Genomic DNA, 10000 nt, shown 5'->3' on the forward strand with positions numbered 1-10000 from the left:
TATTCGTGAGAAAATCATTGCCTGTGGCGGACAAGTATTGTTTGAAACTCGTGTGACTGATTTTGTTATCAAAAATAACGAAATGCAAGGCGTTGTCATTCAAAATGGTGATGTTATTTCGGCTAACAAAGTTATTTTGGCAACTGGACATTCCGCTCGTGATATTTTTGAATTATTACATAAAAAAGGCGTTCATATCGAAGCGAAACCTTTTGCGTTAGGTGTTCGTGCAGAACATCCACAAGAATTAATAGATCAAATTCAATATTCCTGCGATTTTAGAGGCGATTATTTACCGCCAGCACCTTATTCGATTGTGAAACAAGTGAATGGTCGTGGGATGTATTCGTTTTGTATGTGTCCTGGTGGTGTCATTGCGCCTTGTGCTACGGCTCCAGGTGAAGTCGTTACCAATGGTTGGTCACCTTCAAAGCGTGATCAAGCTACAGCAAATTCTGGAATTGTGGTGGAATTAAAGTTGGAAGATTTCAAACCTTATGAAAAGTTTGGACCTTTAGCGGGAATGGAATTTCAAAAAGCTATCGAACAAAAAGCATGGCATTTGGCGGGAGAAACTCAAAAAGTTCCTGCGCAACGAATGGTTGATTTTACTCAAAATAAAGTTTCAAAAGACATTCCAAAAACATCCTATGTTCCTGGAACTACTTCGGTAGAATTAGGTCAAGTTTTTCCTGGATTTTTAACTCAAATCATGCGCGAAGGTTTTGTGCAATTTGGAAAATCAATGCGAGGTTACATGACAAATGAAGCCATTTTACACGCGCCAGAAAGTAGAACTTCATCTCCAGTTAGAATTCCAAGAGATAATTTCTCATTGGAACATGTTCAAATCAAAGGTTTGTATCCTTGTGGAGAGGGAGCTGGTTATGCTGGTGGCATTATTTCGGCAGCAATTGATGGTGAAAAATGTGCTTTGAAAATTGCAGAGAGTTTAGGGCAATAATATTTTACAAAATACGAATTATTTATTATTTTTAGTAATTGTTTATAAAAATGACCAATTCAATAATTTAAAGTAAAATACGAATGAAAAAAATTGACTTATCTAGTTGGAAAAGAAAAGAACACTTTGAATTTTTTTCTAAGATGGATAGTCCAATTTTTGGAATAGTTACTGAAGTTGATTGCGATGAATGTTATAAAAATTCTAAAGAAAAGGGTATATCATTCTTTGCAAGTTATCTGCATAAATCAATGATTGCTGTTAATTCTGTTGAGGAACTAAAATATAGAATTATTGATAATGAAATAATAGTATTTGACAAAATTCATGCAGGAATAACAATTGCAAGAGAAGATGAAACTTTCGGTTTTGGGTTTGTCAATTTTTCTCAAGATTTTGAAACATTTAATGCGGAATTAAATAATGAAATTTTGGAAGTTAAAAATTGTTCAGGATTAAGGCTTAACAACGATGATATCAAAAAAGATTTAATTCGTCATTCAACTATTCCTTGGAATTCATTTAGTGGATTATTGCATCCAACTAACATTGATCGAAAAGAGTCTGTTCCTAAAATAACTTTTGGAAAATTTGCAGTTCGAGATGGAAAAAGAATGTTGCCGATTTCTATAGAAGCGCATCATGGATTAGTTGATGGTCTTCACATAGCAAAATATTTAAACGAATTTCAAAATCAACTTAATGCAAAACAATAGCTTTTCAAGCGATTCATTTTCAAAAGAGTGCGTTGAAAATTTTGGAGAGTTTAGGGAAATAAAAAAATCACAGCTCTCACTGTGATTTTATTTTTGGGATAAAAAGGGGAATTATATTTTTTTAACGTTTACAGCATTCATGCCTTTAGCGCCTTTTTCTAAATCGTACGTTACCAAGTTACCTTCTTTAACATCGTCGATTAAACCACTGATGTGTACGAAGTATTTTTCTCCTGTTTCAACTGCTTTAATGAAACCAAAACCTTTAGAATCGTTGAAAAAATCGATTGTTCCTCTGCGTTCTGTTGGTGTTTCTTCTTCCTCGGTTCTTCTAGAGATACCAATTTCAATGCTTTCAACATCTACTACAATTCTTTTTGATGGATCTGGAGGAGTGCTTGTTAAGTGCCCGTTTTCGTCTACATAGACATATAAATCCTCTCCAGATAATTTTGGATTGGCTTTACGAGCTTCTTTTTTTTCTTGTTTTTCTTTACGCTTTTTTGCTCGAAGTTTTTCTTGTTCTTTTTTGTTAAAGGTTTCCTGTGGTCTAGCCATTAAATTTTAAATAATTTAAATTAGTATTTGTTTTAAAAGTAAAAGGATAAAAACACACAAGCGAATAAACAAAAATTTATAAAGTACTTTTATTCAAAGTATTGCGAGAAGAAATTGATATCATTACTAATGTGACAAAGGTAGTGAAAAAAACGTTCACTTCACGAAAACATATCATTTTTAAGTTTGAGTGCTTTTTGGAATTCACTTATTCAACACACGTTAAACTTATCACAAACTCAAAAACTAGCTTTCAATCCTTTCTTTTTTCGTATTTTTGACAAGCATTATAAAACCTTATGATAGAAGAACAAGTAATATTAGTCAACGAACAAGATGAGCCGATTGGACTCATGAATAAAATGGAAGCTCACGAAAAAGCCGTTTTGCACAGAGCTTTTTCCGTGTTTATTTTGAATGATAAAAACGAAGTGATGTTGCAACAACGCGCGCATCACAAATACCATTCACCGCTTTTGTGGACGAATACTTGTTGCAGTCATCAACGTGCAGGCGAAACCAATATCGAAGCTGGAAAACGTCGCTTGTTTGAAGAAATGGGTTTTCAAGCTGAATTGAAAGAATTGTTTCATTTTATTTATAAAGCACCATTCGATAACGGTTTAACCGAACACGAATTGGATCATGTAATGATTGGACACTATAATGAAGCGCCGATAATTAATCCAGATGAAGTAGAAAGTTGGAAGTGGATGACTATTGAAGCTATCAAAGAAGATATGGTTGTTAATCCAGATTCTTATACCGTTTGGTTTAAAATCATATTTGACGAGTTTTATCATTATCTGGAAGATCATAAATTGTAAATTTCATTTAGGGAACACAGATTGAATAAATAAGAGAAATTTTTAAAATCGTATTCCTTAAAATTTAAATATAAAACGACATTCTGAATTCAAATTTCTAAATTCTAAATTGCTATGAGAGTAACTGTTTCAAGAAAAGCCCATTTTAATGCTGCGCATCGTTTGTATCGCAAGGATTGGTCTATGGAAAAAAATCAGGAAGTGTTTGGAAAATGTAACAATCCGAACTTTCATGGACATAATTATGAATTGATTGTTTCGGTAACAGGTGAAGTGGATCAGGAAACAGGGTATGTGATTGATACAAAAATCTTATCTGATTTAATTAAAGAACACATCGAAGAAGCGTTTGATCATAAAAATTTGAATGAAGATGTGCCAGAATTCAGAGATTTAAATCCAACCGCCGAACATATCGCTTATATCATTTGGCATAAACTTCGCGTTTTAATTGCTGCTGATAAAGAGTTGGAAATTACACTTTACGAAACACCACGCAATTTTGTAACTTATAAAGGTTTGTAATATGGCGATTCAAATAGGAGATAAATTACCCAATTTTAAAGCTACTAAGCAGGATGGAACTGCTTTTGATAGTCATGAAATTCATGAAAAACCCGTTGTGATTTACTTTTATCCAAAAGATTTTACACCAGGTTGTACTACGCAAGCATGTAGTTTTAGAGACGCCTATCAAGATTTTCAGGATTTAGGTGCTGAAGTAATTGGTGTTAGTGGTGATTCTGCTAGCTCACATCAAAGTTTCCAACAGAAATACAAATTACCTTTCATCTTACTTTCGGATGCAGATAGAAAATTACGACGTTTGTTTGGAGTTCCAACGGCGCTTTTAGGTTTATTACCTGGTCGCGTAACGTATGTTTTTGATGCTAAAGGCTATTGTATTTATATTTTTGATAGTATGAGTGCGAAAAATCATATTGAAAGAGCTTTAAAAGCCATTCAGAAGGCAAAATAATAAATCCAATAACTCTAAATTTTAGGATTTTAATACTTTTTTCGCATCTTTGTACTTCACTATTTGACTATGAAGTTTTATCCTTTAACGTTTACACCAATACTTAAAGACCGCATTTGGGGCGGAACCAAGTTGAAAACTTATCTCAACAAGCCCATAGTTTCTGAAACTACGGGCGAGAGTTGGGAAATTTCAACCGTGCCTGGCGACATTAGTGTGGTTAGTAATGGCGTTTTAAAAGGAAAAAACATCAATGAAATTATCGATTTGTATCCGGAAGACATTTTAGGAAAATCGGTTATTTCTCGTTTTGGGAAACAATTTCCATTGCTTTTTAAATTCATTGATGCGAAAGAAGATTTATCGATTCAATTGCATCCCAATGATACTTTAGCTCAAGCACGTCATAATTCTTTCGGGAAAACCGAAATGTGGTATGTGATGCAAGCGGATGAATCGGCACGTTTGGTTGTTGGATTTAAAAAGGATTCCAATCAGCAAGAATATTTAGCGCATTTAGAAAATAAAAATCTAATTGATTTACTAAATGAATATCCCGTTTCCAAAGGTGATGTCTTCTTTTTAGAAACCGGAACCATTCATGCTATTGGAGCAGGAGTAGTGGTGGCTGAAATTCAACAAACGAGTGATGTTACTTACAGAATCTACGATTGGGATCGAGTAGATGCTAATGGAAATGGAAGAGAATTGCATACAGATTTAGCTTTAGAAGCAATTAATTACAATGCCACTCATTCTAAAATTGAATATAAGGAAGAAGCCAATCAAAGTGCTTCAGTGGTAAATTGTCCTTATTTTGTTACTAATATTATTGCCTTACAAGATCGTTTTATTTGGAAACGAACCCAACAAGCTTTCACTGTTTTCATGTGTACTAATGGCCAATTTGAAATGATTGTAAATGGAGAAATCTTGCGTTACCGAATGGGCGACACGATTTTGATTCCGGCTTGTATTGAAAACTTAACAGTTAAAGGAAAGGCTACTTTGCTAGAAATTTCGATATAATGTATTGAGAACAAAATATATTGTGTAATTTTGCTTCAAATTTTAAATTTATACAAAATGGCAAGCGTTAAAAACTTGAAAAAAGAAATCAACTACGTTTTAGGGGATATTGTAAACATCGTTTACATTTGGGAAATGTCTACAGCTGGAAAACCAACTGAAGCATCTGATAAATTAGTTGATGAAATCTACGAAACTTTTGATACTTTAATGACAAGAGCGAATCAAAAAGACGTTGAGAACAAAAAAGCGCATTTTAAACAAATCCGTAAGGATTACGAAGCGGCTGCAAATCAATTTGTTGCGAAAATAAACGGATTAAACTAAAAAATTGCGATAAAAAAGTGCAGATTTTTTTTGGAAATTTAAATTTCAGAACTATATTTGCACCGCAATAGAGTTGCCGGTGTAGCTCAGCTGGCTAGAGCAGCTGATTTGTAATCAGCAGGTCGTGGGTTCGAGTCCCTCCATCGGCTCTAAAGTAGAAACCATCACAGAAATGTGGTGGTTTTTTTGTTTTTGTGGTGTTTTGTCTTTGAGTTTTAATGTTGTTTTTAATATTTACCACGCGAAAGGATTCGTACGGGAGCTGTGGATTTCTGAAAGTTGAATGCTTAAGTTGTTAAACTATATTTATTCTTTGTAAATTGTATTTTTGATAAAATTGATAAATTCTTCTGAATCTTCTTTTGTAACTCCATTTACAACAATCCCAAAAGTCTCACCCATACAAATAGTATCAACTCCTTTTTGTGAATGTACTAGAAAATGTATTCTAGCATCGAATCTTTCATCTTTAGCGCCTTTTAAATCATTATAATATGAAATTACTTTTTCAGTAAACTCCTTATTATTGATTTTTTTATAATTTGGTTTACTATCAGTTTTACCACTTATTAATTTCCCACAAGTATATCTCATAGGGTATTTAGCTCCTTTGTTGTGATAGAAGAATTCAACAAAAAAAGTCTGATTTTCGTTCTTATTATCAAGAGTTGTATTATTACAACTTAGCAATATTATAATTGATATTAATATTAATTTATGTTTCATTTTAATCTGCTTTTAAATGCTTGCTGCTATTTTAAGAATCTCTTTTTTTAGAATTATAATCAATCAATATTTTATAAATATAAAAATCAATTTTAAATATAACATAAAAAAAAGCGGTCAATTTCTGACCGCTTTTTTTATTTCTGTACTTCTAAAGTTTTTCTTTCCTTGATATGTTCGTTAAGCATTTTTCCGTATTTTGATTTGGCTACTTCTGGCGTCATGCTTTTTTGAATGGTGTCTAAATAAGGCGTGTTGATGTCAGCAATTTCTGAAAGTGCTAAATAAGGCGCAATTTCTTTGTTCCCGTTTGTTACAGCAAAATGGGCGGTGTAACGGTATTTTCTTTTTAAAAGTTTTTGATAGGCTTGCTCAATGCTATCTGCTGTAGTCGGATTTGGTTTTATTTCGTTTTTTAAACGTTTCTCTATTAAGACCAAATTTTCTTCGTTAAAACGCTTATTAATGCTGTCAAATTTCATCCACAAATCCTGATTTTTTGAACCTGTAATTTTTGCTTCTGAGAAAAACGCTTTTAAAGAAGTTTCAATTTTAATGTCACCTGGTTCTGCAAAGAATGGTAAGCTATTGTCTACTGAGTTAGTTTGTCCGCGATCTAATGTTAAATATAATACTTCTGGACTGTCTAATTTGATATGACTTTCAAACTTAGAATCACCATTGATTACCATACTGTCTAAAATTACTAAAGTAGAATCTTGTATTCTTTGTAAATATAATTTTCCCTGACTTAGTCCTTTTACATCTCCTGTGATGTGAACATTAGCATCAGAAGCTCCTTCTTTGTTACAAGCTACTAATGTGATAACGGCAATTACGGCTAAAACTATCTTCTTCATCGTGAATTTTTAATTTGTGTTCGCAAAGTAAATAAAAAAATCCTCAAAATACTAAGTACTTTGAGGATTTTCAAGTGCAATATCAATTGCGAAATTCAATATCAATTTCAATATCAATTTCAAGAATCAAGATATGTGTCTCTTCAAACTTAAATTTAACCTCTTAACCAAGCTTCGCGAACTGCTTTTTTAGTCGCATCCGTTGATTGGTAGCCGTCTTGTTTTTCTTTTGGCATTACTACTTTTCCTTTTACCATTTGCTCTTTGCCGTCTCTTTTAATTTTAACGGTAATAGCGTCACCATCTTTCCAGTTCATACTCGCCATGATTAAATCGTAGATGTTGTCTAAGTTGTAACTTTTATCGTTGAAAGCTAAAAGGGTATCGTTGTTTTTTAATCCTAAAGTGGTCATAAACACGTTCAATTCGATTTCAGGTAAAATCATGATTTCTTTTGTGCTAGGATTTACCGTAATGTAAGGTTCTCTTTGTCCTTTTAAGAATGGATTTCCTGCTACTTCAATTGACGCTTCAGTAACTCCCATTTTAGCGAAATATTGCTCGTATGGAATTGGAGTTTCTCCTGCTACGTGGTTTTTTAAGAACTCACCAACCGCTGGATAGGTTAATTCCGTTATTTTGGCGAATAACTCATCGTCTTTAAATGCTTTTTTAGTTCCGTATTCTTTAGCTAATTCTTGCATTAGGTTTAAAATTCCTTTCTGCCCGTTGCTGTTTTCTCTAATTAAAATATCAACACACATCGCAATTAAAGCTCCTTTTTGGTACACGTTTAAGTATTGGTCTTTGTAAGGTGCATTCAATACGTTTTTACTCATTTTAGTAAAACTCATGTTGTCATTCATTTGACGTGATTGTGCAATTTTGCCTGCCATTCTTTCAAAGAATTCTTTTTCGTCAATTAAGCCTTGATTTACTTGGAATAAGTTAGCAAAGTATTCGGTAACTCCTTCATACATCCATAAATGTTCTGACATTTGAGGATTGTTGAAGTCGAAATATTGAATTTCGTTTGAATGAATCGTTAATGGAGTTACAATATGGAAGAATTCGTGCGAAACTACGTCTTTTAATTGCTCTTGTAACATTTCTAATCCCATCATTTCTGGCATAACCACTGTTGTAGATGTTGGGTGTTCTAAAGCTCCAAAACCTTTAGCGTCTTTTGCTTTCATGTCAGATAAATACAATAAAATAGCATATTTTTTTGTAGTGTTGATAGGACCTAAGAAACGTTTTTGCGCTTTCATCATGTTTTCCATGTTTGGCGTAATTTGTTTGGCTGTATATTTTCCTGTTGGAGAATATACGCTGATGATGATTTCCATATCATCCACCATAAACGAAGTAAAATCTGGTTTTGAATACATAATAGGCATTTCAACCAAATTTGCATATTTAGGCATGTAAAACACATCTGATGTAGCACTTGCATCGGCATCTGTCATAGCGGAAACTCCCATTAACGTTTCAGGATGTGTAACGGTTAATTTGTATGGCGTTTCTTCTTTTCCTTTGAAGTATCCAATGAATCCGTGCGTGTTCAACATAAAGTTTGCACCTGCATTGATGTTGGTTCCTGCTGGAGAGAAAACGTCTTCGCTTTCACCAAATCCAGCACCGCCTTCTGTATCAAAAGTATCGTTAACCAAGTAAGTGATTTTAGCTAATTTAGTAGCATCAGAAATAGAATAAGAGTTTTCATCTATTTTCGCAATTTTAAGCGTATTTCCTTTAGCATCAAAAGCTTTTACGTTTTCAATAAAACGTCCATAATCGTCTTCTGAATAGGTTCCAGGAACTGTTTTAGGGAAATGATAGGTTACCGTTTCTGTTGTAATTGTTGGAGCCGTAACGGTTACCATTACTTTGTCGTCTTTTACATTGATTAAATCGATTGTAACGGCAACATCATTTTGTTTGGTAGTCGTTTGAGTTGGGCTACAACTCCATAAAAATCCCACGAAAGCAAGGGAAAGCATTATTTTTTTCATTTTGTGTAGATTGAATTGTTTATAAGTAGAGAAAATAGAATTATTGTTACAATTCGCGTTTGGAAATTTTATCGAATTGTTTTAATCTTTTCAAGTAAGTGCCAATAAAAAAGCTCTTAAATTAGATAAGAGCTTTAATTTTTAGTCGAATTTATTTTTAAAGTAATATTTGCTATCTAAATCTTCATCTTCCAATTCGTTGTACTTTATTGGTTTTGGTTTTGGTTTACTAGCAGTCACTTTCTTTTTCCAAAGTTCAAAATTGTCTTTGGATAATCTTTTGCGCATTAATTCGGTAACCTCATTTTCTGAAACTCCAAACTCTTCCTTTAATACTTCAAAAGGCTTTTTTTCCTCTTGAGCCATTGCAACAACTCTGTCTAATGTTTCGTTGTCGAATTCTGAAATTTTCTTCTTTCTCATCAGATGAATACTAATTCTTACTTTTTTTATTGGTTTATTATTCAATATTAATAAAAAAATAAATTCAAAAAATATGCCAATTGCTTTTTTTGAAATTTTTAAAATTATTCGAAAGTTGCTAGTTGTTTTTAGTGAATATTTATAAAATTGTTCTAAACGTTAAATTTATTCTTGCATTTTTAGGTTGAGTAGCTTTCGGGATTTGATGTTTGTAGTGAATTTGGCTGTCTTCTTTCATCAATAATAAACTTCCGTGGTTTAAATTCAAGGTCATTTTTGCTTCCGAATTGGTAATGTGTTTCAATTGAAACTTGCGTTCTTCGCCAAAACTAACCGATGCAATAATCGGATTTCTGCCCAATTCTTTTTCGTTATCCGCATGCCACCCGTTGCTATCTTTTTCATTTCGATATAAATTAGCTAAAACAGTGGTGAAGTTGTGATTAGCCACTTGATCTACTTTGTCTTTAATGAACATCAAAGTTGGATTCCAAGCGTTTGGGTGCATCGTTAAGCCTGAATACGAATACGGTTTACCCTCATTTCCGAATAAACAAGTTAATCTGGGTTGGGCAA

13 protein-coding genes and 1 tRNA gene are annotated in these 10000 nt (G+C 33.0%); 8 read left to right on the plus strand and 6 right to left on the minus strand.

Features of this window, described 5'->3' with window-relative positions; translation table 11 throughout:
* Together LDL23_RS05865 and LDL23_RS05870 are read left to right on the plus strand one after the other, a co-directional pair.
* On the plus strand, positions 1–964 hold a 964-nt coding region (locus LDL23_RS05865; RefSeq protein ID WP_291264876.1), incomplete at its 5' end, for an NAD(P)/FAD-dependent oxidoreductase.
* An 83-nt stretch (positions 965–1047) separates the two neighbouring features.
* Positions 1048–1680, plus strand: a complete 633-nt coding sequence (locus LDL23_RS05870) for a chloramphenicol acetyltransferase (RefSeq protein ID WP_291264877.1) — start codon at positions 1048–1050, stop codon at positions 1678–1680.
* A gap of 111 nt (positions 1681–1791) precedes the next feature.
* Here LDL23_RS05870 and LDL23_RS05875 read toward each other — a convergent pair whose 3' ends face one another.
* Positions 1792–2238 (minus strand): cold-shock protein, encoded by a 447-nt coding sequence (locus tag LDL23_RS05875; RefSeq protein ID WP_291264878.1) that lies wholly within the window; start codon positions 2236–2238, stop codon positions 1792–1794.
* Between the two features lie 299 nt (positions 2239–2537).
* Between LDL23_RS05875 and idi the strand changes: the two genes are divergently transcribed.
* The 6 genes from idi to LDL23_RS05905 all read left to right on the plus strand — a co-directional run bounded on the left by idi (position 2538) and on the right by LDL23_RS05905 (position 5549).
* Positions 2538–3065, plus strand: a complete 528-nt coding sequence (idi, locus tag LDL23_RS05880) for an isopentenyl-diphosphate Delta-isomerase (protein WP_291264879.1) — start codon at positions 2538–2540, stop codon at positions 3063–3065.
* Between the two features lie 114 nt (positions 3066–3179).
* Positions 3180–3590, plus strand: a complete 411-nt coding sequence (locus LDL23_RS05885) for a 6-carboxytetrahydropterin synthase (RefSeq protein WP_291264880.1) — start codon at positions 3180–3182, stop codon at positions 3588–3590.
* Between the two features lies 1 nt (position 3591).
* Positions 3592–4044, plus strand: a complete 453-nt coding sequence (locus tag LDL23_RS05890) for a peroxiredoxin (protein ID WP_026724517.1) — start codon at positions 3592–3594, stop codon at positions 4042–4044.
* A gap of 69 nt (positions 4045–4113) precedes the next feature.
* Positions 4114–5073 (plus strand): type I phosphomannose isomerase catalytic subunit, encoded by a 960-nt coding sequence (locus LDL23_RS05895; protein WP_291264881.1) that lies wholly within the window; start codon positions 4114–4116, stop codon positions 5071–5073.
* 57 nt (positions 5074–5130) lie between these two features.
* Complete coding sequence (locus LDL23_RS05900; protein WP_291264882.1) at positions 5131–5400, plus strand: hypothetical protein; 270 nt, start codon at positions 5131–5133, stop codon at positions 5398–5400.
* A 75-nt stretch (positions 5401–5475) separates the two neighbouring features.
* A tRNA-Thr gene (locus LDL23_RS05905) sits at positions 5476–5549 on the plus strand.
* Between the two features lie 157 nt (positions 5550–5706).
* Here LDL23_RS05905 and LDL23_RS05910 read toward each other — a convergent pair.
* From LDL23_RS05910 to LDL23_RS05930, 5 genes are all read right to left on the minus strand, one after another.
* Positions 5707–6126, minus strand: a complete 420-nt coding sequence (locus tag LDL23_RS05910; protein ID WP_291264883.1) for a hypothetical protein — start codon at positions 6124–6126, stop codon at positions 5707–5709.
* A gap of 137 nt (positions 6127–6263) precedes the next feature.
* On the minus strand, positions 6264–6986 hold the full coding sequence (locus LDL23_RS05915; protein WP_291264884.1) for a DUF4369 domain-containing protein: 723 nt from the start codon (positions 6984–6986) through the stop codon (positions 6264–6266).
* A gap of 155 nt (positions 6987–7141) precedes the next feature.
* On the minus strand, positions 7142–9001 hold the full coding sequence (locus tag LDL23_RS05920; protein ID WP_291264885.1) for a peptidase M61: 1860 nt from the start codon (positions 8999–9001) through the stop codon (positions 7142–7144).
* A gap of 141 nt (positions 9002–9142) precedes the next feature.
* Positions 9143–9424 carry a TIGR03643 family protein gene (locus LDL23_RS05925; RefSeq protein WP_026724523.1) on the minus strand — a complete coding sequence of 94 codons (282 nt, stop codon included), beginning with the start codon at positions 9422–9424 and terminating at the stop codon, positions 9143–9145.
* Between the two features lie 139 nt (positions 9425–9563).
* Positions 9564–10000 (minus strand): alpha-ketoglutarate-dependent dioxygenase AlkB (locus LDL23_RS05930; RefSeq protein WP_291264886.1); only part of this gene is annotated, 437 nt, incomplete at its 5' end.

Origin of the sequence: Flavobacterium sp. (assembly GCF_020217025.1) — a bacterium.
Classification (GTDB): Bacteria; Bacteroidota; Bacteroidia; order Flavobacteriales; family Flavobacteriaceae; genus Flavobacterium.

Coding starts and splice junctions, on each gene's coding strand:
- LDL23_RS05870 (WP_291264877.1), top strand. CDS start 1,048: ATGAAAAAAATTGACTTATCTAGTTGGAAAAGAAAAGAACACTTTGAA.
- LDL23_RS05875 (WP_291264878.1), bottom strand. CDS start 2,238: ATGGCTAGACCACAGGAAACCTTTAACAAAAAAGAACAAGAAAAACTT.
- idi (WP_291264879.1), top strand. CDS start 2,538: ATGATAGAAGAACAAGTAATATTAGTCAACGAACAAGATGAGCCGATT.
- LDL23_RS05885 (WP_291264880.1), top strand. CDS start 3,180: ATGAGAGTAACTGTTTCAAGAAAAGCCCATTTTAATGCTGCGCATCGT.
- LDL23_RS05890 (WP_026724517.1), top strand. CDS start 3,592: ATGGCGATTCAAATAGGAGATAAATTACCCAATTTTAAAGCTACTAAG.
- LDL23_RS05895 (WP_291264881.1), top strand. CDS start 4,114: ATGAAGTTTTATCCTTTAACGTTTACACCAATACTTAAAGACCGCATT.
- LDL23_RS05900 (WP_291264882.1), top strand. CDS start 5,131: ATGGCAAGCGTTAAAAACTTGAAAAAAGAAATCAACTACGTTTTAGGG.
- LDL23_RS05910 (WP_291264883.1), bottom strand. CDS start 6,126: ATGAAACATAAATTAATATTAATATCAATTATAATATTGCTAAGTTGT.
- LDL23_RS05915 (WP_291264884.1), bottom strand. CDS start 6,986: ATGAAGAAGATAGTTTTAGCCGTAATTGCCGTTATCACATTAGTAGCT.
- LDL23_RS05920 (WP_291264885.1), bottom strand. CDS start 9,001: ATGAAAAAAATAATGCTTTCCCTTGCTTTCGTGGGATTTTTATGGAGT.
- LDL23_RS05925 (WP_026724523.1), bottom strand. CDS start 9,424: ATGAGAAAGAAGAAAATTTCAGAATTCGACAACGAAACATTAGACAGA.